Below are 25745 nucleotides of genomic sequence, written 5' to 3' on the forward strand. Positions count from 1 at the left end.
GAAGCATGTTTCCTCCACTATTACTCGGCGAGCCGGCCACGGGTGCCGGAGATTACTTTAGACATATCGTCCCCGGCGCCCGGTTTCGTTACATCGGGGCGATGGTGTGCTTCTTCGGCAGGTCCCGCACGTCCTTGGTGGCCAGCTGGCGCAGGGCCTGGCGCAGGGCCAGCCGCGACTGGTTCGGCTGGATCATCGCGTCCAGGTAGCCGCGCTCGGCGGCCACGTAAGGCGCGGTCATGGTCTCGTCGTAGAAGTCCATGAACATCTTCTTGGTCATCGCGCGCTGCTCCGGGGTCTCGGCGGCCTCCAGCTGCTTGCCGGCGATCATGACCACGGCCGCGGCCGAACCCATCACGGCGATCTGCGCGGTCGGCCACGCCAGGTTGATATCGCCGGTCAGGTTCTTCGAGCCCATGACGGCGTAGGCGCCGCCGTAGGCCTTGCGGACAATCAGCGAGACCTTCGGGACGGTTGCCTCCACCACGGCGAAGGCGAACTTCGCGCCGCGGTGAATCAGGCCGGCCTTTTCCTGGTCCACGCCCGGCAGGTAGCCGGGGGTGTCGACCACGAAGACCAGCGGGATGTTGTAGGCGTCGCAGATGCGGATGAAACGCGCGCCCTTGTCCGCGGCATCGGCGTCGATGCAGCCGGCCAAGTGCATGGGGTTGTTCGCCACGAACCCGACGGCCTGGCCGTCGATCCGCCCGAAGGCGGTGATCATGTTCGGCGCGAAGTTCTCCTGCAGCTCGATGATCTCGTCATCGTCGCCCAGCTGGCGCAGGAGCTCCTCCATGTCGTAGCCGGCGTTCGTGTCATCGGGCATAAATGCGTTGAGCTCGTCGTCCTCGGCGACCTCCTCGTCGCTGGGGGCGGCGAAGACGGGCGCCGGGTCGTAGCAGGTCAGCGGCAGGTGGTCCAGCAGGTCGCGGACCAGGTCGAAGGCCTCGTCCTCCGACTCGACCACGGCGGAGACGTTGCCGTTTTGCTCCTGCTGGCGGGCGCTGCCCAGCTCCGCGGAGGTCACGTCCTCACCGGTGACCTCCCGGATGACGTTGGGGCCGGTGACATACATTTCCGCCTCGCCGTCGACGGCGATGACGAAGTCGGTGGTCACCGGGGCGTAGACCGCGCCGCCGGCGGACTTGCCCAGCATGATGGAGATTTGCGGGCTGCGGCCGGACAGCGGCAGCTGGCGGCGGGCGATCTCCGAGTACATGGCCAGGGAGGTCACCGCGTCCTGGATGCGGGCGCCGCCCGAGTCCTGGATGCCGATGACCGGGCAGCCGATCTTGATGGCCATGTCCATGACCTCGGTGACCTTCTTACCGAAGGTCACGCCCACCGAGCCGCCGTAGACGGTCTTGTCGTGCGCGTAGATGCACACCTGCCGGCCGTTGATGCGGCCGTAGCCGGTGACCACGCCGTCGGAGTAGATGGCCTTCGGATCCCCCGGGGTCTTGCCCAGGGCGCCGGTCTCCACGAAGGAGCCGTCGTCGAGCAGTTCCTCGATGCGCTGGCGCGGGGTGGTGCGGCCGGCCTCATCGCGGCGGGCGCGGGAGCGTTCGCTGCCCGGGTCCTGGGCCTTGTCCAGCCGGGCGCGCAGATCCGCGAGTTTCTCAGCGGTGGTTGCCACGAATCTTTACCTCGATCCAATCCTCGATGTGCTTGCCCACAATGCCGATTGCGGGCTCGTCCGGCACGGCCAGGTGGTCGCCGGGCAGCTGGACGATCTCTAGATCCTCCACGATAGCGCCCCAACCGCCGTCCGGGTCAATCTCCGCGTAGCGCGGCTCGAGCTCGATCGCGCCGTCGTGCATGCGCTCCGAGCGGAACAGCAGCACCGGCACGTCGACGTCCGCCCAGCGGCGCATGTCCAGCTTGCCCAGGATCTGGTTGTCCACGAAGGAGGCGCGCTGGTGCTCCAGCACGCCGGCCGCCAGGCCGTGCTCCGAGGCGTCCGTGGTGGCCAGGAACTGCGCGAGCATATCCATCACTGCGTCCTCGCCGGCGGTCTCCAGCAGCTCGTAGGGCACCGGGAACTCCAGCCCGTAGGTCTTTTCCGCAAAAGCGGCGTAGCGCTCCCAGCGGGCCTTGGTCTCTTCCAGGGTGTCCGGCGCCGGATCGGAGGGCTGGGTGGTATCCAGCAGCGCGATGAACGCGACCTCGAGGTCCTTGTCACGCAGCTGGTGCGCGACCTCGTAGGCCAGCGCACCGCCGAACGACCAGCCGCCGAGGACGACCTTGCGGCCGCGGGCGTGCTTGACGATGTCGTCGATGTAGGCCTGCGCGCGGTCTTCCAGGCTGCCCTCGAGGCGCTCGACGCCGTAGACGGCGACGTCGTCGGGCAGGCGGCGCACCAGCGGCTGGTAGACCACCGTGGTCCCGCCGGCCGGGTGGAACATGAACACGGCCGGGCCGTCGGCCTCCCGCAGCACGCGGATGTTGCCCTCGACCTCGGTCTCCAGGCCCTCGCGGACCAGGTCCGCCAGCGGCTCCAGCGTTTCTGCCTCGCGCACGGCCGCGGTGGTGACCTCGACGCCGGCGCGCTCGGAAAGCCGCTCGGCAATCTGGGTGGCCTGTTCCTCGGTCAGCTCCGGCAGCGGGCTGGTCACGCCAGCCGCCGCCTTCCCGGTGATCGAGGCCCAGGTGCCGAAGACCATGCGCTCGGAGGCGTCGCGCGGGGCCACGCCCACGCCGGTGCCAGTGGTGGCCTCGGCGTCTGCGGCCTCGTCGGCCTCAGCGTTCTTTTCCGTCTTTTCGGCGTTGCCGGTTGCGGCTGCGGCGGTCTCCACGCCGTCGGTCTCGCGGCCTTCCACGGCGGCGGTGACCATGTCGATGACGTCGGCCAGGGAGGCATCGCGCAGCGCCTGGACCTGCAGCGGCGGGATCTGGAAGTCGTTTTCCACGCGGTTCTTGATGCGCATGCCCATCAGCGAGTCCAGGCCGAGATCGATTAGCGGCAGCTCGCGCGGCAGGTCGGTCACGTCGTAGCCCATAGATTCCGAGACGATAGCCGCCAGGCGGTCCTCCACGGTCTCCGTGGCCGGGTCCCAGCGCACGGCCTCAATGTCCGCGTCGGCGGACTGGTCCGGGGTCGCCTTCAGCGAGGCGGAGTCCGGCAGGTCGGCCACGCCGGGCACGGCCTTGGTCCCTAGGTCCAGGGAGGTGGCGAAGCCTTCCGCGACCAGGGTCGTCGCGCCGTCGCTGACGGCATAGGCGGCGACGGCCACGCCGCCGAGCGACTTGGTCACCACGGTGGTGACCTCGCCCTGGGCGGGCAGCGTGCCGGGTTCTTCCACGGCGACGAGGTGGGCGCCCGGGGACACGGCATCGATAGCCGCTTCCAGCAGCGCCAGGGCGCTCGGGGCCTGGTCGGCGTTGGTGGAAAAGGCGGTCTTGCCCTCCGGCAGGTTCACGCGCGTGCCCGGCAGGCCGGTAACCCCGGAGGACGGGCGGGCGTGGGTCCAGTAGCGCTGGCGCTTGAAGTGGGTGTGCGGCGCGTCGCGCACGGGCCCGTCGCCGAAGACGGCGCGGTAGTCCACCGGCGCGCCGGCGACGTAGAGCTTGGCCAGCAGGTCCAGCAGGGACACGCTCGGATCGACCTTGCGCTTGAGCGCGTAGAGCAGCTGCGCGTCCGCCTTGCCGACGGCGAAGGCGGTGGACATCATGCCCATCAGCGCCACCGGGTTCGGGGCGATCTCCACCAGCTGGGTGTGGCCGGCGGCAAAGGTCGCGCGGGTGGCGTCCTCCAGGAAGACCGGCTGGCGGGTCATGCGCAGCCAGTAGTCCTCGTCGTGGACGGTGGCGCCCGGGCGGTAGACCTCGCCGCGGTCGACGGAGCTAAACAGCGTGGTGTGCAGCGGGCGGGCGGTAATGCCCGCGATGTCGCCGGCGAGCTCGCCGAGGATCGGGTCCACGGCCGAGGTGTGCCCGGCGCCCTTGACGTTGAGCGCGCGGGCGAACTTGCCCTCGCCCTCGAGCTTCTCCACCAGGTCCAGGACCTCCTGGCGCGGCCCACCCACGGTGGTCATGCCCGGGCCGGTGTAGACGGCCGGCTCGATGTTGCCGTCCAGGGCCGCGATGTCGTCCGCGGTCAGCTCGACGACGGCCATCGCGCCCTGGGTTTCCTCGGTCAGCTGGGCCTCGCCCTCGCCCATGAGGCGGGCGCGGTGGCAGGCGATCAGCATGGCGTCGTCAGCGCTGATGCCGCCGGCGGCATAAGCCGCGGCGATTTCGCCCATCGACATGCCAATAACGCCGGCCGGGCGGGCGCCGAAGCTGGCCAGCAGATCCGTCAGCGCGATCTGGATCGCGGTGATGGCCACCTGGGCGGTCTCGGTGTTGTAGGTCTGCTCGTCGTCGCGGACGATATCTAGGATGGACCAGCCGGACTCGAAGTCCACGATCTGGTCCAGCTCCTCCAGGCGGGCCAGGAAATCCGGGGAGACGGCGATGAGGTCCTTGACCATCTTGCGGTGCTGGGAGCCGAAGCCGGAGTAGACGAAGACCGGGCCCGGCACCGACGGGGAATCCGCGGCGGTGACCCCGACCGAGATCTTGCCGGCGGCGACCTGGCGCAGGCGGGAGATGGCCTCCTCCGGGTTGGTGGCGTGGACCACCGCGCGGGAGCGGGCGTGGTTGCGGCCGGCCAGGGAACGGGCCAGCGCGAAGAGATCCGCGGTGCCCAGCTGCTGGTCCTCGATGAAATCGGCCAGCGTGCCAGCCGCCTGGGCCCGGCGCGACGGCAGCAGGCCGGAGACCGGCAGGCTGACGGTGGCAGCGGTGGCATCGTCAGCGGTGTCGGTGGTGGTGTCGGTGGCGACCTGGGCGGCGCGGGCGTGGGTGGTGCCCTGGTAGTCGCTGAGCACGACGTGGGCGTTGGTGCCGCCGAAGCCGAAGCCGGACACGCCGGCCAGCTTGTGGCCGGAGTACTCGGGCCACTCGCGGGGATCCTCGACGACCTCGAGCTTTTCCGCGTCGAAGTCGATGTAGCGGTTCGGCGCGGAGAAGTTGATGCTCGGCGGCAGGGTGTCGTGGCGCATGGCCTGGATGACCTTGATAAGGCCCACCACGCCGGCGGCGGACTCGGAGTGGCCGATATTGGACTTGGCCGAGCCCAGCAGCGTCGGGTTTTCCGCGCCGCGGTTGGCCCCTAGGACCTCACCCAGGGCGGTGGCCTCGATGGGATCTCCCAGGATGGTGCCCGTGCCGTGGGCCTCGACGTAGTCGACCGTGGCCGGATCGACCTCGGCGTCGGCGTAGGCGCGGTGCAGCACGTCGACCTGCGCCTCCGGGTTCGGGGCGGTCAGGCCGTTGGAGTGGCCGTCGGAGTTGATGGCCGAGCCCTTGATGACGGCGAGGATGTTGTCGCCGGCGGCCTCGGCGTCGCTGAGCCGCTTGAGCACCAGCACGCCGCCGGCGTCCGCGCGCACGAAGCCGTCCGCGTCGTCGGAGAAGGCGTGGATGCAGCCCGTGGGCGAGATGACGCCGAGTTCGCCGAAGGCGGTGGACACGAACGGGGAGGCCATGATGTTGATGCCGCCGGCCACGGCGACGTCGGCGTCGCCCTCGCGCAGGCCGCGCACGGCCTGGTGGACGGATACCAGCGAGGACGAGCAGGCGGTGTCCACGTTGACCGAGGGCCCGCGCAGGTCCAACGCGTAGGAGATCCGGTTGGAGATGATCGCCGAGGAGGTGCCGGTCAGCGCGTACGGGTGCGCCTCCGCCGGGTCGGCGGTGATCAGCATCCCGTAGTCGTTGTTCGACGAGCCCATGTAGACGCCGGTGGCGGTCCCGCGCAGCTCGTTGGCCGGCAGGTGGGCGTCCTCGAGCGCCTCCCAGACCAGCTCCAGCAGGATGCGCTGCTGCGGGTCCATGTTGGTGGCCTCCACCGGGGACAGGCCGAAGAATTCCGCGTCGAAGCTGGCGATGTCGTCCAGGTAGCCGCCGGCGAGGTTCTGCTCGGCCATCTTCTGGGTCATCACCGGATCGGCGGCGTAGTCGGACCAGCGGCCAATGGGCAGCGGCCCCGTCGCGCCGCGGCCTTCGACCAGCATGTCCCAGAACTCGTCCGCGTTGTTGGCGCCCGGGAAGCGGCCGGCCAGGCCGATGACGGCGATGTCCTCGTGGCCGCCGGCCGGGGTGATCCGGCGCGGGGCGGACGCCGGCGCCGACTGCTGGGCCGGGCCGTTAATCAGGCGGTCGGCCAGCTGGGCGATGGTCGGGTATTCGTAGGCGACCGTGGGGTCGAGATCCACGCCCACCAGGTTTTCCAGCTCGCCTGACAGCACCACGGCGTCGCGGGAGGACAGGCCGAAGTTTTCCAGCGGCTTAGAGTCGGTAATTTCCTCCGCGGGAACGCCCGTGGTCTGGGCTACCCAATGACGGATCCAATCACGCAACTGCTCTACGGTCATACGCCATGCTTTCTTTCGCTTACGTTCATTAAGGGGATCACAAAGAATAATCGTCTTTGGTGAAAATGCTCCACCTTAGGCTATCGAACTCGGGCCCCAAAACGTTAGTAGCAAGCGCCGGCCAGGCGGATGCGCAGGGCTTTGGCCAAGCCCTGCCGGGGATTAACCGCGCTGGGCCAGGTAGTGCTTCTTGGCCACGCGGCGGGCGATCTTGCCCGAGGAGGTCCGGTTGATCTCGTGGGCCTGCTTGAAGACGATGTCGTCCGGGGTCAGGCCGTGGTGGGCGGAGACCGCCGAGCGGATGGCCTCGGCCGCGGCGGCGTCGCCGGAGGGCTCAGCCGTATCGGCGCGCTCGACCAGCAGCACCAGCTGCTCGGTGTCCGCGCCCTCGACGGAGAACGCCGCCACGGAGTCCGGGCGCACGTGCTCGCTGGCCTCCTGGACGGTGGACTCGATGTCCTGCGGGTAGTGGTTGCGGCCGGCCACGACGATGAGGTCCTTCAGGCGGCCGGTGATGTAGAGGTGGCCGTCCAGGATGGTGCCCAGGTCGCCGGAGGCCATCCAGCGATCATCATCAGGGGCGCCGGCCACGCGGCTATCCGCCAGGCGCTCGCCCAGGGTGTTGTGGAAGGTCGCGGCGGTGTCCTCGTCGCGCTCCAGGTAGCCGGCGGCCATGTTCTCGCCGTGGGCCCATAGCTCGCCGATGACGCCGTCGGCGACCTCGGCCCGGGTCTCCGGGTCGACGATGGTCAGGTACTGCGGCTGCACCACCTGGCCGACGGAGGCAAAAGCCACGGTGTTCTCGGAGGCCTCGGCCACCTCGGCGCGACCCTCGGCCAGGGCGGCGCGGTCGAAGTGGGTAATCAGCGGGCGCTCGTCGGTCTGCGGGGTGCTCACCAGGAGGGAGGCCTCCGCCAGGCCGTAGGACGGGCGCAGCGCGGTGCGCTTGAAGCCGTAGGGCTCGAAGGTGTTCAGGAAGCTGTCCACGGCGGACTCGGTGACCGGCTCGGAGCCGACGATGAGGCCGTCGATGTGGGACAGGTCCAGCTCCTCGCCGTCGGCCGGGGCTCCGTAGCGGGCGGCCAGCTCGAGCGCGAAGTTCGGGACCACGCCGTAGGTGGCCTGCAGCTTGTCATCGATCGGCTTGCGGTTGAGCTGGCCCACCCAGCGCTCCGGCTGCTGGATGAAATCGCGCGGGGACATCAGCTCGAAAGGCAGGCCCAGGATGGTCACGAACACCGTGAGGATAATGCCCATGTCGTGGTGCAGCGGCAGCCAGGTGACCAGGCGCAGCGGCATCTTCAGCTGCGCGGCGCGGAAGATCTGCAGCACGTTGGTCAGAATGGAGCGGTTGGTCAGGATCACGCCGGCCGGGGTGCGGGTCGAGCCGGAGGTGTACTGCAGGAAAGCGGGCTGGTCCAGGGGCATGACCGTGGACATCGCCAGCTGCTGCTGGCCCTCCAGGGTCGTCGCCGGGTTCTGGTAGGACGCCGCCAGGCTGTCCGGCAGGGAGTCGACGGAGAGCACGCGCGGGCGCTCCCGGGAGGGCAGGTCGGCGAAGTGCTTGCGCACCGCGGCCGCCGATGCCCGGTTGGTCAGCACCAGCTTCGGCTGGGCGTCGGCGAAGACCGCCTTCAGGTGGTCCGCGTGGCCCGGCTCGTTCGGATCGTAGAGCGGGATGGGCGTCATGCCGGCGTACAGGCCGCCCAGGAAGCCGAAGAGGTACTCCGGGGAGTTGCCGGCCAGGATGGCCACCCGGTCGCCCAGCTTGCCGACCTGCTGCAGGCGGGCCGCCACGGACTTGATGCGGGTGTTTACCTCCTGGCGCGAGTAGGTCACCAGCTGGCCCTCCCGGCTCTCGGAGTAGTCCCAGAAGCGCAGGACCTTTCGGTCACCGCCGCCGGTCTGCAGATCGCCCTGGTAGAGCAATTCCGCGAGCCCGGCGAGGGTCAGCTGCGGCGCGAGGGTGATCTCCCCTTGGTCGTTGAAGAACTGGCCCATGACGGCGTGCAAATCCATGACAGTAACGCTCCTTGAAATCCGATTCGGTTTATTTTGCTACTAAAATTATCAGACTAGGCGGCCGCCGTGTTACACCAAAGGCGGCCGGTTGCCCGCAGCATTGCCGCGGGCCGTTCTTAGATGCCGTCGATGATTCCGCGGGCCCAGCCGACCACCCAGTCGTTGGCGGTGGTCCCCTCCACCACGTGCGGGTTGGAGGCGTACTGGGCGTGCACGCCGTTGGCGGCGATGAGATCGCGGGCGCGATCCAGGCCGTTGGCGGCATCGCGCGGCGCGTCGCAGATGGAGTCGTCCGGCGCGCAGATCTGGAAGGTGCGGTCCGCCAGCTCGCCGAAGCCGTTGGGGCGCGCGCCGCGCATGGTCGCGCCCGGCACGATGGGCTGGACCAGCTTGCTGATCGGCTCCAGGGCGATCTCCGCGCCGATTCCGTGAACCTCGACGCCTGGGTTGATACCCACGCCGGGCTCGCGACGCCCGTCGGCGATAAGCGCCACGCCGGCCACCGACTCGGCCGGGACCGCGCCCGTGCCCGCGCCGATCTGGTCGGCGACATCGCCCAGGATGACCGCGCCCTGCGAGAAACCGGCCATGACGAACTTCGTCGCCGGGCAGGTCTCGTGCATATAGCGCAGCTCGCCCTCCAGGGTGGAGGTGCCCTCCTGGCGGGAGTCGTCGTAGGACATCTCCTCCTGGGAGTTGATGTTCTTAAACTGCGCGGTGTACGGCAGGGTCCACACCTTCACGTCCTGCGGGGCGTAGGCCTGCTGCAGCGGCTGGGAGATCGAGAGCATGAACGAGCGCGGGTTGGCGGTCGGGTTGATGGGATCGTCGTCCGCCTTGGATTCCCAGGTGCCGGGGGCGGAGATGACCTCGACCCGCGGGCACCAGTCCGGCTGTTCCGAGGCGGCCGGCTCGTCCTCGCCGGGCTGCGTGGCCGGCGGCTCCGACAGGTTGCTCGAGGAGGTGCTGTTGAAATAGTGCACCGCGGAGGCGCCCAGGATCACCAGCAGGATCACTACTGCCACCGCAGTAAGGGTCTTTTTCATGTGTTGTGCCTGTCTCGTCTAGCAGTAGACGGAGCGCGCTTCGTCCGTCAGGAACCGGGTCAGCTCTTCGTAGTCCAGCTCCGTGCGGCCCTGCTCGATGAGCTGGCCGGCAATCGCGTTCAGGGTGATGGGTTCTTCCTCCACGCAGACCCGTTGCGCGGCGGAGACCAGCTGCGTTTCCACGCCGGCCGCGTCGATATCGCGCTCGCCGACCGCGCCGAGGAAGTCGGCATCGCCCGCAGAGGCGTCGGCCTCCGGGGAGGGGATTTCGGAGATCTCTTCGGCCCCGCGGTCCTCCGCGGCGCGGTCGCCGGCCGGCGCGGCGGCGGAAGGCTTCGAGCTGCTTTCGGCCGACTCCGACTCGGAGGCGGATGCCGACTCGGTCTCCGAGCCGCGCTCCAACGGCGCCACCGAGGTCGGCCCCGCGGCCTCGTTATCGTTGTCGACGGTGGCGGAACCGCAGGCCGCCAGGCCCAACGATGCCGCGACGGCCAGACCCGCAATCAATTTTCGCATGGCGCTGATGGTACTCCTTCCGGCTGGCGTTTAGGACTTCTGCACGCGGCCGAAGATCTCGCTCAGGGTGCCCTTCTGGAACTTCTGGGTCAGGCCGCCGGCCGGGATCTGCTCCGTGTCCGAGGTCGGGTAGCCCATCTCGCCCTGCTCGTAGCCGCGCTTGCCCCAGTCCTCGAAGATCTTGCCGTGCATGATGAAGTGCGCTCCGGTCTTCGGGGACCAGTAGATGTTGCCGTGCTCGAACTCCTGGAAGGCGCCGCCCTTGATCTTGATCTCGTCGCTGGTCGGGAAGCCCAGGCCGGTGGTCGCGCCACCCATCTCCTTGTACTTGGCGCCGATGGCACCGTGGACGATGTGGTGGGAGTTGTCCGGGTTACGGGTCAGGATGCCGTTCTCGAACTCCTGCTGGAAGCCGCCGTTGACTTCATGCGGCGCGGAGGTCGGGTACTTGAGATCCCCGCCTTCCCAGCCGTTCTTGCCCCAGGCCTCGACCATGTCCTTCGGGATGGCATAGGCGCCGGTCTGGGCGGTCCAGTAGATGGAACCGTTCTCGAAGTGGACGAAGCGTCCGCGCTGGTCCGGGGTCTTTTCCTCGTTGGTCAGCGGGAAGCCCAGCCAGGAGCCCGGCCCACCCATCTCGCTGTAGCGAGCGTTGATGCGCCCGACCAGCGCCTTGGCGCCGGTCTCCGGGGACCAGTACGCGGTGCCTGCGCTGAAGTCTTGGGCCTTGCCGTTGTCGCCGGCGTCGTATTCGTTGTTGACGCACTCGCCGATGGTGCCGGACTTGGTGGCCGCGCCGATGGCGCCGATGGCCTGGCAGTCCGCCCCGCGGTCTTCCTTGGGGATGGCCAGGGCGTCCGCGATGGACGGCCAGGCCTGCTGCATCTCGAACTGCCAGTATTCCCAGCTGTGGACGCCGGACGGGCGGAAGTGCGCCTCCGGCTCCACGCCGGCGCGCTTGGCGTAGCTCATGAAGGTCTCGCCGGACATGCGCGAGATGGCCTCCAGACCAATGCCGGCCATGTTGGCCGGGCCCTTGGCGACGGACTCGGGGTTGCCGAAGTCGTCCTTGCCGGAGCCGGCGGAGATGTAGACCTTCATGTCCTTCAGGTTTTCGATGCCCAGCTTCGGGTCGTGGTCGATCCAGTCCTGGGAGCCCGGCGGGCCCCACATGGCGTCCGAGTTGTACCCGCCGGCGTCCATCTGCGCGGCGCGGATGGCGGCCGGCATGCCGCTGCTGGTGGTGTCCAGGTAGCCGGAGAAGGAGCCCACGAAGTCGAACAGGTGCGGGTTGCGCTCGGCCAGGTTGACCGCGGCGGTACCGCCCATGGAGATACCGGTCACGCCGCGCTTGTGGTTGGAGCGGTACTCGTTGTCCAGGATCGGCACCAATTCCTGGGTCAGGAAGGTCTCCCACTGGTAGTGGGTGCCGTTGTCCGGGCGCTGCCAGTCGGCGTAGAAGGAGGACTCGCCGCCCACCGGCATGATCAGGTTGACGTTGCGGTCGGCGTACTGGTTCAGGATGTTGGTCTCGATGGTCCAGCCGGACTCGTCGTCGCGGGCGCGCAGGCCGTCCAGGGCCCAGACCTCCGGGAAGGTGGCCTCCGGGTTGGAGTACCAGTCACGCGCCAGCTGGATCTGGACCTTCTGCAGCTTGTCCGGCATGGCCGCGGACTTGATGTAGACCATCAGGTGGCGGTTGGTCAGGTATTCCACGCGCTCGATGTCCACGCCCTCCGGCAGGCCTTCGACGTCCGGGTAGGTGGTATCAATCGGGGTGCGCTCCGGCGGGGCCGACGGCGCAAAGGAATCCGACAGGCTCGACCCGGACGAGGAGGAGCTGAGATCCCCCAGTCCCTGCTGGGCGGTGGCGTTAGGCAGCAGGGCGATGCCGACGGCCAGCGCCGTGGGCAGGGCCGCGGCGGCTAGCCCGCGGCGGGTACGAGTCTGGTACGTGTTGCGCGCCTGGCGCGGGGAGGGCTTCGGAGCGGATGTGCGCATGGAGGTATCCTTGACGTTCGACTAGTAGACAGACAGCGATGGAGTCCCAGCCAAAAGAGCCAACGAGGCAGCGCCCGCCGAAAACACGGCTAGCGCACCCGGAAACTCACGCAATCCGAAGGTTCCCCTCCTCCGGAGCACGTACCTGGGTTGTTGTGCGCTCAAGTTTAAGTTCAACTTGAGACTTTTCCTAGCCGACACGCCCGAAGTCACATTCTTATCCCGAAATAGAAAAATCCCCGCGCTAGGGCTAGCGCGGGGATTTTGGTTTAGTTCTGGTGCGGGTCTAGGACCGGCTTACCAAGCGTTCATCACGTTGAGGACGCGCGGCTTGGTCTTGTCCAGCTGGCGGCCGAACTGGTTCCAGTTGTGCAGGCCGACGTTCGGGTAGTCCGTGGTCAGGTTGACGCCGTCGGCGCGGGCCTTGAGCTCGTACAGGCGGGTCGAGACCATCGCGAAGGCCTCCAGGGCCGCACCCGATGCCTGGTGCTGCGGCAGGTACTTCTCATCGCCCGGGCCCGGGATACCGGAGGCCGCGGAGACGTAGACGTCCTTGCCGCGCAGGCCGGAGGTCAGGTGGAACGGGTCGTTCGCGAAGCGGCGCGGGCTGATCAGGGTGCCGTACATGGCGTTGATGTTAAACCCGCCGGCGTCCAGCATGGCCAGGCGCATGAAGGTCTGGGCGCCCGGCAGCGTGGTGGTCAGGTAGCCGGAGAAGGACATGGCCTGACGGAACTGGTTCGGGTGCTTGCTGGCCAGGACCATGGCCGAGGTAGCGCCCATGGACAGGCCCGCGATGGAGTTGTTGTTGCGGGCAACGCCGAAGTTGCGCTCCAGGTAGCCCGGCAGCTCCTGGGTCAGGAAGGTCTCCCACTTGTAGTTGACCGGGTTGGTCAGGTCGTAGGTGGCCGGGCCTTCCCAGTCCGCGTAGAAGGAGGACTCGCCGCCGACCGGCATGACCAAGGTGATGTTGTGCGGCTCGTAGGTGGCCGCGGCGTTCACGTCGTTGACCCAGGCGTTGGTGCGGTCGGTCGCGCGCAGGCCGTCCAGCAGGTAGAGGCCGGCGTTGCCGCCGCGCTTGGCCGGCTGGATCTGGACCGGGATGTTGCGGCCCATGGACTGGGACCACACGTCGCAGCGCTGGACCCACCAGCCCACACGGTCCCAGTCGCAGTGGCCGGTGGCGTCGGCACGCAGGTAGTCACGCGGGGCGGCTTCGGCCCGCTGCGGGCCAGCCACGGCGAGCATGGTGACGACCATGAGGATGGCCGCGACCACTGCGGTGACCCGGCGGGACGCGCGGGAGGCGAAAGACGTCAGTGTCATGTCTCTCCTTGCTTGTGTACTTTTTTGTTTCAGTTTTTACCGAAGGGTTCCTTCAGTACGTATCGAACGCAAGCGAAGTTGCGTTAACAATCACGAATTTATAACAGTGCCTGAGATTCTAGACGATTGCTGTCAATTTGTCTCATTCCGGCAGCTGCCTGGGGACTACTTGAGGTAGTCCTGAGCGTTGTCTGTAAACTGCAGCGTCCGCCCGTCGGTCAGCGAGAATTTGATGTTTTCGAAGAACCGCCCCGTGTCCAGCGGGTCGCGGTAGGTCGCGAAAAGCTTCTGGAAATCCGGGTGCTCAAGGGCCCGGCGGTTCTCAGCCACCTCGTCCTTGTCGTACCACGCCGGCAGCTCCTCGATGTCCACGGCGGAGTCCGCGGCCTGCCAGGTAAGCGGCAGGGACTTGTCGTGGCCGATTCGCCCGTCCTCGATCCGCGGCTGCCGCGCCGCCAGCGGCGTGGCCAGCCCGATGTTGTCCAGCACGCGCACGTTCAGCGGCGAATGCATCGAGGACATGCCCATATTGATGAGGTACAGCGTCGGCGGGTCGTTGCGACTGTCATCGCGCCCCGCGGTCGTCCAGGCGTTGTCTTCGATGGAGTCGCCGTCGAGGTAGCGGATGGCCAGCGCGTCGCCGCGCTCCAGCCCGTCGATCGCGTCATCGAAGCCGCGCAGCAGGCGCATCTTCTTAAAGTCCTCCGCGTCCTTCGGCGGGTTTCCGGGTTCCCGCTTGGTGGCGTAGGTCCAGTAGTCGCGCTCGTCGACGATGGAGATCTCGCCCTCGTAGACTTTCCAATCCACCGGGTGCCCACGCCAGGCCGCCACCGCGGCCCAGACCGCAATCCCGGCCACGCCGGCGGCGACCCAGTAATCCCGCACCGGCAGCACGAAGACCGGCAGCAGCAGCGCGAAAAGCGGCAGCAGGAGCATGCGCCCGTGCATGAAGTCGCCGCCCACCCGCAGCACGTAGAGCAGGTGGATCAGCGCGCAGATAACCAGGAGCACAACGACGACGGGCTGGCTGCGCACCGCGGAAAAGTGCGCGTCGCCGCGGAACTGGTAGACCGCCAGCGCCGCCAGCACCAGCAGGGGCAGCCAGAGCCAGTAGGGGCCGACGAAGTCGCCGAGGTAGTTGAAGCCGGCGCCCCAGGCGGAATCGGCAGCCGACTTGGCCACGGCCGTGTGCGGGGTCAGCAGGCCGTAGTAGCCCATGCGGAAAACCTGGTAGGCCAGCGGCAGCGGCAGCGCCGCGCCCAGGATGCCCGCCCAGTGCGCCGGGCGGCGGTGGGCCACCAGCAGGACGATGCCGGTCAGCCCGCCGTAGAGCGCCAGCTCCGGGCGCACCAGCCAGGACAGGCCGGCCCAGAAGGCCACCAGGTAGGGGTTCGCCCCGCGCACCCAGCGGGTCAGCAGCCACCACAAGACCGCCAGGTAGAAGATGGACAGGCCCCACTCCAGGCCGGAGGTGAAAAAGTCCCGGGCCGGCGGCAACGCCAGGTAGACCAGCGCGCCGGCGGGCAGGACCACCGCGCGCGTGGCGTGCCGGCCGCCGGTGTTATGTACCTGGGCGGTGGCCCACGTGCCGACCACCAGGGCGGCCACGGACAGCGCGATGGCCAGCCACATTGCGATGGCTTCCAGCTGGGCGCCGGTGACCAGACGGCCCAGGTAAATCAGGTACTGCCACAGGGTGGAGGTGTTGGCCTCCACCCGCTCCCCCGCGTTGAAGACCGGGCCGTTGCCGGCCAAGAGGTTGCGGACGGTGCGCAGCACGATGAGGCCGTCGTCGGCCATCCACCGGCGCTGCCACGCCGCGAAGAAGGTAATCGCCCCGATAGCTACACTGCTGGCAACCACCGAGAGGTGGGCCGCGCGGGGACTACCGATTTTTTGCATAACAGAGCAGGTTACCAGTTGTCCCCCGAATTAGATCATCGGGAAAACGTAGACCGCCATGGCAATACAAGCCAGCCACAGCAGCGCCAGAATCTGCAGGACGCGGTCCTCCAGCGCGATCTCGTCCGGCGCCCCGCCGTGGCCGCGGTCGACGTCCGCAGCGTAGCGCAGGATAGCGATGGTAAACGGCACCATCGAAACCTGGTACCAGATGCCGGCCACGCCCTCGGCCTGGCTGGACAGCTCGAAGCCCCACAGCGTGTAAGACATCACAACGGCGGTGGCCGCCAGGGTCCACACGAAACGCAGGTAGGTAGGTGTATAGCCTTCCAGCGACTTGCGGATCTTCGCCCCGGTGCTCTCCGCCAGCAGGATCTCCGAGTAGCGCTTGCCGGAGGCCATGAACAGGGAGCCGAACGCGGCGACCAGCAGGAACCACTGGGACAGCTCGATGCCCGCGGCCACACCGCCGGCCATGGTACGCAGCATGAAGCCGGAGGAGACCAGCGCGATGTCGATCACCGGCATGTGCTTCCAGCCGAAGCAGTAGCCCAGCTGCAGCGCGATATAGACCGCGATGACCAGCGCCAGCTCCACGCCCGCGGTGGCCAGCAGCGACAGGCCAATGGCGCCGACGATGAGCACCGCCGCCATGACGTAGGCCAGCTGCACCGGCAGCACGCCGGCGGCAATGGGCCGGAAGCGCTTGGTCGGGTGCGCGCGGTCGGCCTCGACGTCGCGGGCGTCGTTGATGAGGTAGATGGACGACGCGCCCATGCAAAAGACCACGAAGGCCAGCAGGACGTCCAGCAGCACGCGGCCGTGGAACAGCGCGTCCGCGCCCGCGGCGGCCGGGGCGGCCAGCACGAGCACGTTCTTGACCCACTGCTTGGGGCGCAGGGCCTTGACCATGCCGTCGGCGAGGTTCTTCGGCGGCTTGCGCTTCCGACCCGTGTCTACGCCGGAGGTGTGAGGCTCCGAGTGAAAGAAGCTCTGGTTGCCGTCATCGTGCGGATGGGCGCTCATGCGGTTTTCCTTTCCAGCCGGCTTACAACCTGCGCCGTGGTGGCGCCCAACAGGGCGCCCACGGCAGTATCAGAGGGATAATGCACCCCCAGCACCATACGCGACGCCATCATCACCGGCACGCCCAGCCAGAAGCTGCGGTTACCGGTCACGCGGGCGGCCGCCACGAGGAAGGCCGTCGTCGACGTCGAGTGCGAGGACGGGAAGGACAGGCGCGAGGGCGTTTTCACCCCGACCCGCACGTAGCTGTAGTCCGGGCGGCGCCGGCGCACCACGCGCTTAATGACTACCGATGCCGCGTGCGCGCCAAAGGCCGCCACGCCCACCCCGGCCCACTGGCGGCGCCGGGGCTTATCGATGCCCGCCGCCAGCGCCGACAGCGCCATCCAGCCGAGCGCGTGCTCACCGAAGTGGCTCAGGCCCCGCGCGGTCGGCAAAACGCAGGGCACGTCGAAGGCGACGTCCTGGATGGCCTTGAGGACGTGCGACTCGGCATCGTTGAGCTGAGAAATGCTACTCAAAGATCTTCCTCCAGGATTCGCGGCTGGTCAGCGTCGGCAGGGCGGCGCGGTAGGTGGCGCGCAGCTCGTCGAAGTTGTTTTCAATCTCCTTGAGCAGCTCGCGGGTCTGCCCCACCAGATCCTGGGCCAGCTCGCGGTCGCGCTTGCGGAAGGCCACGCCGGTGCCGCCGGCGGTCGAGACCGTCGCCGAGTCCAGGCGCGAGAGCGTGAACCAGCGCGCCTCCTCCGGCGTCAGGTTCAGCTGCGGGGCCGCGTGGTGGGCCGGGTCTTCCTTGCTGGCCAGGTGCTTGATGCTCTTAAACAGCCAGGGCAGCTTCTTGATCTTGCCCAGGCGGCCGCCGATGTTGCGGGTCGGCACGCCCGGCGCGCCCGTCGGGGCCGGCAGCTCCGCCGCCGAGGGCAGGATCTGCGCGTCGGAGTACTGCGAGCGGATCTTGTTGATCCGCGGCAGGGAGGACTCCAGGATGTCGAAGAGCTGGTCCGGGCCGGCCAAAAAGTCCCGCATGGCCTCCAGCTGGATGGCCATGGTGGAGTACTCCATGCACATGGTGTGCTTGAGCGTGGACTTGAAGATGGAGCGGGTGATCCCGCGCGGGTCGCCGTCGTGGTAGATGGCGGCCACGATCAGTCGGTTGCGCAGGTGGAAATAGGCCTGCCAGTCGATGGCGTCGTCCTTGTCCGCCCAGGCCATGTGCCAGATTGCCGCGCCCGGCCAGGTCACGGTCGGGAAGCCGGCGCGCCCGGCGCGCAGGGAGTACTCGGTGTCGTCCCACTTGATAAACAGCGGCAGCGGCTGGCCCATCTTTTCGGCCACCACGCGCGGGAACAGGCACATCCACCAGCCGTTGTATTCGACGTCGACGCGGCGGTGCAGGGCACGCGAGTCGTATTTGTTGGGGTCCTTGTGCGACTGGGCATCGCCAATAGCTGACAGCGGGTACTTGGCGAAGTCGTGGTCGTAGACCGCGTGCGGGGCCGGGCCCCACATGAAGTCGGACTTGTTGACCTGCTCGCCGGTGGTGCGCAGCTGGCTGCGCTCCTGCAGGTTGAGCATCTGGCCGCCGACGATGATGGGGCGGGCGGCGTAGCGGGCCGCCTGCACCGCGCGCAGGATGGAGTCCGGCTCGATGGCGATGTCGTCGTCCATGTAGAGGATGAACGGCGAGTCGGTGTTCTCGATGGCCTCGAACATGATGCGGGAATACCCGCCGGAGCCGCCCAGGTTGCCCTGGCGGAACTCGCGGAAGCGCTCGCCGAAGTGGGCGACGGCGGCGTCGTAGCCCGGCTCATCCGCCGGGTGCTGGTTGCCCTGGTCCGGCATGAGCACGTAGTCGATGATGCCGTCGACGACCGGGTCCTCCGCCAGCGCCTGCAGCGCTGCCACCGCGTCGGTCGGGCGGTTGAAGGTCGGGATGCCGACGGCCACGCGCTTGTCCGCGGCCGGCTGGGTGGTGCCGTCGGGCAGCACCTGCTCGCCCGGGGCGTGCGGGGCGCACCAGGCGACCTGGGAGAGCTCGGTTTCGGTCTCGGCGGTGACGTCGAACCACAGCCAGCCGCCGTCCTCGAAGTTCTTCAGCGGTAGCTCGAAGTGGTGCTCGCCGTCCTCGACCAGGTGGTTGGCCACGCCGATGCGCTGCCCGTTTTCCTTGGAGCGGTACACCGAGACGTTTGCCTGGCCGTTCACGTGCAGCGACAGCACGATGGAGTCCAGCTGCGACCAGCGGCGCCAGTAGGACGCCGGGAAGGCGTTGAAGTAGGTCTCGAAGGAGACCTCTTCGCCGGCCGGGATGGTCAGGGTGGTGCGGTCGTGCCAGCTCAGGCGCTGGCGGTTCTGCGGAGACTCAATGAGGTAGAGCATGCGCACGTCGTTCGGCTCGCCGCGCTTGGGCAGCAAGACGCGTTGCACTGCTTCATATTCCTGGGGGTAAGTCACGATGGCTTCTTTTTCTCCAAACGTTTTTTACACTCTTCTAGCGAGTAAGGGTAGTGCCCCCAGGCGCCCAGCACGTTCTCACACACGGTCATGGGTCCGAATTCACAGCCGCCCGCCCGGATGCGGCAGGCACACAAAAACCCCGCCGCCACCCCGGGATAACCGGGATGGAGCAGGGTTTTGATCGGTTTCGGGTGCACCTTAGGCCTCGACGGCAACCTTTTCGTCCACCGGGTCGATGCCCAGCTTGCCCAGCATGTAGAGCACGCGGGCTTCCAGGTCGTCGGCCAGCTCACGGGTCTGCTCGACCGTTTCGGCCGGCAGGATGTCCCAGATCTTGACGTCCTTGCCCGCCTCGTCGCGGTGAACGTCGCGGCCCAGGTAGACGATGAAGTCCGGCATGGTGACCGTCCGGGCATCGTCGAAGTGGCGCGGCTGGCCCTCGGTGAGGCCCCGCTCGGCCAAGACGTGGCTCATGTGGCTGGCGTCCTCGTTTTCCGGGTGGGACACGGCCGCATCCACCAGCAGGGCGTCGCCGGCGTGCTTCTTGGTCAGCTCCACGGCGGCCTCCGCCAGGGCGTGGTCGGTACCGGCGGCAAAGCGCACGTGAATGCGGTGCTCGCCGAAGTATTCCATCACTTCCCGCTCCACCAGGACTGGGACGAACTCTTCCAAGACCGCGCGTGCGGAGTGCTTGGCGATGACCTCGTCCAGCTTGGCATCAATCGCCTCGGCGCTGTGCGCATGCCCGAAAGCCGCGTGCAGATCCTCGCGCAGGGTGTCAAAAACTCGGTTGTTATTCATCATCGCTATTCACCTGATTTCTTGTTATTACGGCGAAGTTTCATTGTCTTCAACCACTCGAGTGAACCTTTTGTTCCCTCAAAGTTAACCTGCCGTTAACCTTATCAGATCGCTGGGCAATTGCAAATGATGGGCCTGAACCAAGTGTTTAGCGCGGGGTGGGATCGCGAAAGCGCCGCCGCTTCCCTGTGGAAACGACGGCGCTCACGATGCCGCGTGCCGGCTACTTCTTGTCCGCCAGGCGCAGCCAGGTATCGACCACGGTGTCCGGGTTCAGCGACAGCGAGCTAATCCCCTGCTCGACCAGCCAGTCCGCCAGGTCCGGGTGGTCGCTGGGGCCTTGGCCGCAGATGCCGACGTACTTGCCCTGCTTCCGGCAGGCCTCGATGGCCCGGCCCAGCAGCACCTTGACCGCCGGGTTGCGCTCGTCGAAATCGTGGGAGACCACGCCCGAGTCGCGGTCCAGACCCAGCGTGAGCTGGGTCAGGTCGTTCGAGCCAATGGAGAAGCCGTCGAAGTACTCCAGGAACTGCTCCGGGATAAGCGCGTTGGACGGGACCTCACACATCATGATGAGCTCCAGGCCGTTCTCGCCGCGGCGCAGGCCGTTGGCGGCCAGGGCCTCGGTCACCCGGCGCGCCTCATCCGGCGTGCGCACGAACGGGATCATGATCTTGACGTTTTCCAGGCCCATCTCCTCGCGCACGATCTTCATCGCCTCACACTCCATGGCGAAGCACTCCGCGAACTCCTCGGAGACGTACCGGGAGGCGCCGCGGTAACCCAGCATCGGGTTTTCCTCGTGCGGCTCGTAGAGGTTGCCGCCCAGCAGGTTGGCGTACTCGTTGGACTTGAAGTCGGACATGCGCAGGATGACCGGGTTCGGGGCGAACGCCGCCGCGATGGTGGCCACGCCCTCGGCCACGCGCTGGACGAAGAAGTCGCGCGGCGAATCATATGCGCCGGTCAGAAGCTCCACCTCGGACTTCAGTTCCTCGTCCAGGTTGGGGTAGTCCAGCAGCGCGCGCGGGTGGATGCCGATCTGCCGGTTGACGATGAACTCCAAGCGCGCCAGGCCCACGCCGTCGTTGGGCAGGCGGGAGAAGGCGAAGGCCTGCTCCGGCGTGCCGACGTTCATCATGATCTTCGGGCCGATCTCCGGGACCTGGTCGACGTCGGTCTCGGTGACCTCGAAGTCCAGGGAGCCGTCGTAGACGTAGCCGGTATCGCCCTCCGCGCAGGAGACGGTGACCTCGCTGCCCTCGGCCAGGACCTCGGTGGCATCGCCGGTGCCGACGACGGCCGGGATACCCAGCTCGCGGGCGATGATCGCCGCGTGGCAGGTGCGACCGCCGCGGTTGGTGACAATCGCCGAGGCGCGCTTCATGATCGGCTCCCAGTCCGGGTCCGTCATGTCCGCGACCAGGACCTCGCCCGGGTTGAAGCCGTGCATCTGCTCCAGCGAGTCGAAGACGCGCACCTTGCCGGCGCCGATCTTCTGGCCGATGGCGCGGCCCTCCGCCACGACGGTGCCGCGCTTGTCCAGGCTGAAGCTCTGCAGCACGGAGCCGCGGCGGGACTGCACGGTCTCCGGGCGGGCCTGCAGGATGTAGAGCTGGCCGTCCTCACCGTCCAGGCCCCACTCGATGTCCATCGGGCGGCCGTAGTGGTCCTCGATGATAAGCGCCTGACGGGCCAGCTCCTCCACCTGCTCGTCTTGCAGGGAAAAGCGCGCGCGGTCGGCCTCGGGGGCGTCGACGAACTCGGTGGTGCGCCCGACGCTGGCGTCGTCGGTGTAGACCATCTTGGTCGCCTTCGCGCCCAGCGAGCGGGAAATGACGGCACGCTTGCCGTCGCGCAGGGCCGGCTTGTAGGCGTAGAACTCGTCCGGGTTGACCGCGCCCTGAACCACGCCCTCGCCCAGGCCGTAGGCGCTGGTGACGAAGACGACCTGGTCGAAGCCGGACTCGGTGTCCATGGTGAACATGACGCCGGAGCTACCGATGTCCGAGCGCACCATCTTCTGCACGCCCGCGCTGAGTGCTACCGCGTCGTGGTCGAAGCCGTGGTGGACGCGGTAGGCAATCGCGCGGTCGTTGTAGAGGCTGGCGAAGACCTCGCGGATGGCCACCAGGACCGCGTCGATGCCCTGGATGTTCAGGAAGGTCTCCTGCTGGCCCGCGAAGCTGGCCTCCGGCAGGTCCTCCGCCGTAGCCGAGGAGCGCACGGCGAAGCTGGCCTTATCGCCGGACTCGGCGGCCAGCTTGTCGTAGGCAGCGCGGATATCGCTCTCGATGCCCTCCGGCAGCGGGGTGTCCAGAATCTCCGCGCGGATCGCCTTGCCGGCGGCCTCCAGCTGGCGCGTATCCTCCGTGTCCAGGCCCTCGAGCAGCTTCGAGATCCGCTCGTCCAGGTGCGTTTCCGTCAGGAAGGCGCGGTAGGCGTCCGCCGTGGTGGCAAAGCCGTCGGGGACGTTGACGTTGAGGCGGGCGAGGTTGGAGACCATCTCTCCCAGGGAGGCGTTCTTGCCGCCTACCTGCTCGACGTCGTTCATTCCGAGTTCGGAGAACCAGCGAATATTATCGCTCATATTCAGGCATCCTTAGTATTAAACGGGGTAAGTGATGGCAAGCATTGTAGTCGCCGGGTGGGCCCGCGCGGGCGGAAATCGCGTGGGCAAAAAATCACACTAGCGACCACTCGTTATGGATAGGTGCTGCAGAATCATCGCGGACATCTCTTCCACAGACTTTGTCGAAGAATCCACGTAAGGAATCCCATTGGCCTTCATCATCGCTTTCGCGCCGCGCAGCTCGAAGCTGACCTGCTGACGGGAGGCGTAGCGCGAATTCGGCCGGCGCTCGTTGCGCACCTGGCACAGGCGCTCCGTGCTGGTGACGATCCCGAAGAGCCGGTCCTGGTACTTGCGCACCGGCCGCGGCAGGGTGGTCGACTCGAAGTCCTCGTCCACCAGGGGGTAGTTCGCCGCGAACAGGCCGTGCTGCAGCGCTAGGTACATAGACGTCGGCGTCTTACCGCAGCGCGACGGCGCCAGCAGGATGATGTCGGCCTGCTCCAGCGCGCGCAGGGACTGCCCGTCGTCGTGCTCGATGGCGAACTCGATGGCCTGCATACGGCTGTTGTAGCGCTGGCTGTCGGCCAGGGTGTGCAGCTGCTTGGCCCGCCGCACGCTGGTCGTGCCCAGGGCCCGCTCGACGCTGCCCAGGTAGGCGCTCAGCAGGTCGATGACCGTGGCCTTCGAGCTCAAAATGCAGTCGCGGATCTCGTCGTCGACCGCGGTCGAAAAGACCAGCGGCGTGCGCCCGGCGGCGACCTGCCGATCCAGCCGGGCTACCAGCTCGCGCGCGGCCTCCAGGCTGCCCAGAAACGGCACCGTGGTGCGCGTAAACGTCAGGTGCGGGAACTGCACGAGCAGCGCGTTACCCATGGCCTCCGAGGTGATACCCGTCGAGTCCGAAACGAAGAAAACGGGCACCACCGGCTTGTCCTCGCCGTTGACGGGAGGGTGATTAATCGCATCCATGATCCCATCCTAGTCCCCTTGAAGAAGCCTGCGGCCCGCGCTATACAGGGCCATATGAGCACTTTTGCATTAGAGAACCCGAACACCGGACGTTCCGAAGAAGAATTCCCCCGGCTCGACGATGCCGCCCGCGACGACATCCTCGACCGCTCCACCGCCGCTTTTAACGAGTGGCGCACGACCAGCATCGACGAGCGCGCCGCCATCCTGGCGCGGACTGCGGACCTGTACGAAGAGCGCATCGATAAGCTGGCCGAGCACATCGGCCGCGAGATGGGCAAGCTGACCCGCTGGGCCAAGGCCGAAATCCAGATCGTGGCAGATATCTACCGCTGGTACGCCGAGCACGCCCACGAGCTGCTGGCCGACGAGCACCTGCCGGCCCAGGGCGCGCACCACACCTTCGTGCGCAAGGAGCCGCTCGGCCCGCTGCTGGGCATCATGCCGTGGAACTTCCCCTACTACCAGGTCGCGCGCTTCGCCGCACCGAACCTGCTGCTGGGGAACACTATCGTGCTCAAGCACGCCTCCATCTGCCCGCTGTCCTCCCAGGCCTGCCAGGACCTGCTCGAGGAGGCCGGCCTGCCGCAGGACGTCTACCTCAACGTCTATGCCTCCGGCTCCCAGATGGACGCGTTTGTCGCCGATGACCGCATCAAGGGCGTGTCCCTGACCGGTTCCGAGGCCGCCGGCGCCGCCGTGGCCAAGACCGCCGGCGAGAACTACAAGAAGTCCGTCCTCGAGCTCGGCGGCAACGACCCGTTCCTCGTGCTTGACGATGCCAACCTCGACTGGGTCCTCGACCAGTTCGCCCTCATCCGCATGTACAACACCGGCCAGGCCTGCAACGCGCCGAAGCGGCTAATCGTGCTGGAGGACTTCTACGACCACGCCGTCGAGTACCTGACCGAGAAGATCGGCGCCATGACCGTCGGACCTTACGACGACGAAAGCGCCGACATCGGGCCGCTGAGCTCCATCGGCGCCCGCGACGAGATCGTCGAGCGGCTGGACAAGGCCGCCGCCGACGGCACCGCCACCATCCGCGTGGGCGGCGGCAAGGTCGACCGCGACGGCGCCTACATGGAGCCGACCCTGCTGACCGACGTCGACCGCCACGCCGACATCGGCTGCAACGAGATCTTCGGCCCGGTGGCCGTCATTTACAAGGCCCGCGACGTCGAAGAGGCCATCGCGATCGCCAACGACTCCGACTACGGCCTGTCCAGCTCCGTGTGGTCCACCGACCTAGAGCAGGCCAGCGCCGTGGCCGCCCGGCTTAACGACGGCATGACCTTCGTCAACGAGCACGCCGTGACCGCCGCGGGTCTGCCCTTCGGCGGCATCAACCGCTCCGGCTACGGCCGCGAGCTGGCCCGCTGGGGTGTGGGCGAATTCGTCAACGAGCACCTCTACCGCGTCAGCGGGCAGGACGATGCCGGCCAGTCCCCCGCCCTCTAACCGCCGCTAGTCTCCTAGTGGCCGCGCTCCTGCTCCAACGGCTTGCCGTCGTTGAAGTAGGGCGCGATTTTATTGTCGAACATCGACAGCGCCGAGCCGATGGCCATGTGCATGTCCAGGTACTGGTAGGTGCCTAGGCGCCCGCCGAAGAGCACCTTGTTCTCGCGGGCCTCGGCCGCGGCGAGCTTGCGGTAGGCCTCCAGCTTGCTCCGATCCTCGGGGGTGTTGATCGGGTAGTAGGGCTCGTCGCCCTTGTCGGCGAAGCGCGAGTATTCCTTCATGATGACGGTCTTGTCCTTGGGGTAGGCATCGCCGCGCTCGGGGTGGAAGTGACGGAACTCGTGGATGCGGGTGTAGTCCACGTCGGCATCGTTGTAGTTCATCACCGGGGTGCCCTGGAAGTCGCCGGTGTTCAGGACCTCCATGTCGAAGTCCAGGGTGCGCCAGCCCAGATCGCCCTCGACGTAGTCGAAGTAGCGGTCCAGCGGGCCGGTGTAGACCACCGGCGCGTCCGGGTTGGCCGCGCGCAGCTCGTCGCGCACGTCAAACCAGTCGGTGTCCAGGCGGACCTCGATGAGCTCGTGGGAGGCCATGTTCTCCAGCCAGGCGGTGTAGCCGTCGACCGGCAGGCCCTCGTAGGTGTCGTTGAAGTAGCGGTTGTTGAAGGTGTAGCGCACCGGCAGGCGGGTGATATTCGCCGCCGGCAGATTCTTCGGGTCGGTCTGCCACTGCTTGGCCGTGTAGTTCTTGATGAAGGCCTCGTAGAGCGGGCGGCCGATGAGCGAGATCGCCTTCTCCTCGAGGTTCTTCGCTTCCTTCGGGTCGAACTCGCCGGCCTGGTCCTGGATGAGCTGGCGGGCCTCGTCCGGGCTGTAGTAGCGGCCGAAGAACTGGTTGATAAGGCCCAGGCCCATCGGGAACTGGTAGGCGGTGCCGTCGTGCATGGCGAACACGCGGTGCTGGTAGTCCGTGAAGTCGGTGAACTGGTTGACGTAGTCCCACACGCGCTTGTTGGAGGTGTGGAACAGGTGGGCGCCGTACTTATGCACCTCGATGCCGGTCTCCGGCTCCCGCTCCGAGTAGGCGTTGCCGCCCAGGTGGTTGCGGCGTTCGACGATGAGCACCTTCTTGCCCAGCTGCGAGGCCGCTCGTTCCGCGATTGTCAGGCCAAAGAAGCCGGATCCAACGATAATGAGGTCATAGTCAGTCATGCCTCCTAGCCTA

Annotated in this window: 16 protein-coding genes; 1 reads left to right on the forward strand and 15 read right to left on the reverse strand. The window is 67.4% G+C overall.

Translation table 11 applies throughout. The features are described 5' to 3' along the window. Positions 1-88: 88 nt before the first annotated feature. The 14 genes from VVS03_RS05915 to VVS03_RS05980 all read right to left on the reverse strand — a co-directional run bounded on the left by VVS03_RS05915 (position 89) and on the right by VVS03_RS05980 (position 23060). On the reverse strand, positions 89-1636 hold the full coding sequence (locus tag VVS03_RS05915; protein ID WP_368534163.1) for an acyl-CoA carboxylase subunit beta: 1548 nt from the start codon (positions 1634-1636) through the stop codon (positions 89-91). Further along, entirely contained in the window at positions 1620-6419 is a 4800-nt protein-coding gene (gene pks13, locus VVS03_RS05920; protein WP_368534162.1) for a polyketide synthase Pks13, read from the reverse strand. The genes VVS03_RS05915 and pks13 overlap by 17 nt, the downstream gene beginning before the upstream one ends. A gap of 162 nt (positions 6420-6581) precedes the next feature. Then, a complete protein-coding gene (locus tag VVS03_RS05925; protein ID WP_368534161.1) occupies positions 6582-8438 on the reverse strand; it encodes a FadD32-like long-chain-fatty-acid--AMP ligase in 1857 nt (618 codons plus the stop codon). Between the two features lie 119 nt (positions 8439-8557). Further along, positions 8558-9487: a cutinase family protein gene (locus tag VVS03_RS05930; RefSeq protein WP_368521311.1), complete on the reverse strand. Its 930-nt coding sequence runs from the start codon at positions 9485-9487 to the stop codon at positions 8558-8560. A gap of 18 nt (positions 9488-9505) precedes the next feature. Further along, complete coding sequence (locus VVS03_RS05935) at positions 9506-10003, reverse strand: hypothetical protein (protein ID WP_368534160.1); 498 nt, start codon at positions 10001-10003, stop codon at positions 9506-9508. A gap of 30 nt (positions 10004-10033) precedes the next feature. Beyond that, positions 10034-12004, reverse strand: a complete 1971-nt coding sequence (locus VVS03_RS05940; protein WP_368521313.1) for an alpha/beta hydrolase-fold protein — start codon at positions 12002-12004, stop codon at positions 10034-10036. A gap of 297 nt (positions 12005-12301) precedes the next feature. Further along, positions 12302-13330, reverse strand: coding sequence for an alpha/beta hydrolase (locus VVS03_RS05945; protein WP_368519996.1), 1029 nt, complete (start codon positions 13328-13330; stop codon positions 12302-12304). Positions 13331-13495: 165 nt separating this feature from the next. Next, complete coding sequence (gene zomB / locus VVS03_RS05950; protein ID WP_368519997.1) at positions 13496-15232, reverse strand: flagellar motor control protein ZomB; 1737 nt, start codon at positions 15230-15232, stop codon at positions 13496-13498. A gap of 30 nt (positions 15233-15262) precedes the next feature. Next, positions 15263-16258, reverse strand: coding sequence for a decaprenyl-phosphate phosphoribosyltransferase (locus VVS03_RS05955; protein ID WP_296203425.1), 996 nt, complete (start codon positions 16256-16258; stop codon positions 15263-15265). Further along, complete coding sequence (locus tag VVS03_RS05960) at positions 16255-16779, reverse strand: phosphatase PAP2 family protein (protein WP_368519998.1); 525 nt, start codon at positions 16777-16779, stop codon at positions 16255-16257. Before VVS03_RS05960 ends, VVS03_RS05955 begins: the two co-directional genes overlap by 4 nt. After that, positions 16772-18712 carry a glycosyltransferase gene (locus VVS03_RS05965; protein ID WP_368519999.1) on the reverse strand — a complete coding sequence of 647 codons (1941 nt, stop codon included), beginning with the start codon at positions 18710-18712 and terminating at the stop codon, positions 16772-16774. Before VVS03_RS05965 ends, VVS03_RS05960 begins: the two co-directional genes overlap by 8 nt. Positions 18713-18913: 201 nt before the next feature. Next, entirely contained in the window at positions 18914-19516 is a 603-nt protein-coding gene (locus tag VVS03_RS05970; RefSeq protein ID WP_368534247.1) for a three-helix bundle dimerization domain-containing protein, read from the reverse strand. Between the two features lie 223 nt (positions 19517-19739). Next, positions 19740-22106 (reverse strand): phosphoenolpyruvate synthase, encoded by a 2367-nt coding sequence (gene ppsA, locus VVS03_RS05975; protein ID WP_368520000.1) that lies wholly within the window; start codon positions 22104-22106, stop codon positions 19740-19742. Positions 22107-22205: 99 nt separating this feature from the next. Beyond that, positions 22206-23060, reverse strand: a complete 855-nt coding sequence (locus VVS03_RS05980) for a pyruvate, water dikinase regulatory protein (protein ID WP_368534159.1) — start codon at positions 23058-23060, stop codon at positions 22206-22208. 54 nt (positions 23061-23114) lie between these two features. Here VVS03_RS05980 and VVS03_RS05985 point away from each other — a divergent pair, with 54 nt between their 5' ends. Further along, a complete protein-coding gene (locus tag VVS03_RS05985; RefSeq protein ID WP_368534158.1) occupies positions 23115-24521 on the forward strand; it encodes an NAD-dependent succinate-semialdehyde dehydrogenase in 1407 nt (468 codons plus the stop codon). 14 nt (positions 24522-24535) lie between these two features. Here VVS03_RS05985 and glf read toward each other — a convergent pair whose 3' ends face one another. Beyond that, positions 24536-25732, reverse strand: a complete 1197-nt coding sequence (gene glf / locus VVS03_RS05990) for a UDP-galactopyranose mutase (RefSeq protein WP_368520003.1) — start codon at positions 25730-25732, stop codon at positions 24536-24538. Between the last annotated feature and the right edge of the window lie 13 nt (positions 25733-25745).

The sequence above is a fragment of the Corynebacterium sp. LK2537 genome (assembly GCF_040946485.1).
Lineage (GTDB): Bacteria > Actinomycetota > Actinomycetes > Mycobacteriales > Mycobacteriaceae > Corynebacterium.

Bases quoted from the DNA above. Each gene is read 5' to 3' on its own strand.
- pks13 (WP_368534162.1), bottom strand. From the start codon at position 6,419: ATGACCGTAGAGCAGTTGCGTGATTGGATCCGTCATTGGGTAGCCCAG.
- VVS03_RS05925 (WP_368534161.1), bottom strand. From the start codon at position 8,438: ATGGATTTGCACGCCGTCATGGGCCAGTTCTTCAACGACCAAGGGGAG.
- VVS03_RS05930 (WP_368521311.1), bottom strand. From the start codon at position 9,487: ATGAAAAAGACCCTTACTGCGGTGGCAGTAGTGATCCTGCTGGTGATC.
- VVS03_RS05935 (WP_368534160.1), bottom strand. From the start codon at position 10,003: ATGCGAAAATTGATTGCGGGTCTGGCCGTCGCGGCATCGTTGGGCCTG.
- VVS03_RS05940 (WP_368521313.1), bottom strand. From the start codon at position 12,004: ATGCGCACATCCGCTCCGAAGCCCTCCCCGCGCCAGGCGCGCAACACG.
- VVS03_RS05945 (WP_368519996.1), bottom strand. From the start codon at position 13,330: ATGACACTGACGTCTTTCGCCTCCCGCGCGTCCCGCCGGGTCACCGCA.
- zomB (WP_368519997.1), bottom strand. From the start codon at position 15,232: ATGCAAAAAATCGGTAGTCCCCGCGCGGCCCACCTCTCGGTGGTTGCC.
- VVS03_RS05955 (WP_296203425.1), bottom strand. From the start codon at position 16,258: ATGAGCGCCCATCCGCACGATGACGGCAACCAGAGCTTCTTTCACTCG.
- VVS03_RS05970 (WP_368534247.1), bottom strand. From the start codon at position 19,516: ATGAATAACAACCGAGTTTTTGACACCCTGCGCGAGGATCTGCACGCG.
- ppsA (WP_368520000.1), bottom strand. From the start codon at position 22,106: ATGAGCGATAATATTCGCTGGTTCTCCGAACTCGGAATGAACGACGTC.
- VVS03_RS05980 (WP_368534159.1), bottom strand. From the start codon at position 23,060: ATGGATGCGATTAATCACCCTCCCGTCAACGGCGAGGACAAGCCGGTG.
- VVS03_RS05985 (WP_368534158.1), top strand. From the start codon at position 23,115: ATGAGCACTTTTGCATTAGAGAACCCGAACACCGGACGTTCCGAAGAA.
- glf (WP_368520003.1), bottom strand. From the start codon at position 25,732: ATGACTGACTATGACCTCATTATCGTTGGATCCGGCTTCTTTGGCCTG.